The sequence below is a fragment of the Candidatus Symbiothrix dinenymphae genome, assembly GCF_001431085.1.
The window spans coordinates 1-482 of sequence record NZ_BBRU01000352.1; the positions used below are offsets into that span (position 1 = coordinate 1).

The following is a 482-nucleotide window of genomic DNA, read 5'->3' on the forward strand; positions in this document are numbered from 1 at the left end:
CCCCGGGCCCCCCCAAACCCCCCCCGCCGGGGGGCGCCCCCCCCCCGGCCGCGAGGGGCCCCCCCGCCGCCGCCGCCGTCGGGAGCGGCACCGCCGCCGCCGCCGGGGGCGGGGGCGGGGGCGCCCCCGCCGCCGCCGCCGCCGGGTGGGTTGACAGGGACAGGGGCATCAGTATCATCTTCATCGTCAGCAAAAATCCTTTTGTAAGCATGTCCTATACGGGGACCTTGGGGATCTTGGGGATCTTGGGGATCTTCGGGACCTTCGCGCTCTTTCTCAGCATCATCATCTATTGCCTTTTCGGCAGCCTCCCTTGATTTTCGGCTATTTCTTCTGCGTTTTTTTGAATCCTCGGATTCTCGGCGTTTTCTGTGCTGAGATTCTCTTGATTTTTTTTTCGTATCTTCAGTGCGATTAGTAAGGTTGTCAAACACTGTCGTCAGGGTGCGCCGAGTGTCCTCATCCACCACAGGGGCGGGTGG

General features: G+C 63.1%; 1 protein-coding gene. It reads right to left on the reverse strand.

From position 1 onward, the window contains the following. On the reverse strand, positions 1–482 hold a 482-nt coding region (locus ASC50_RS07200), incomplete at both ends, for a hypothetical protein (RefSeq protein WP_226995391.1).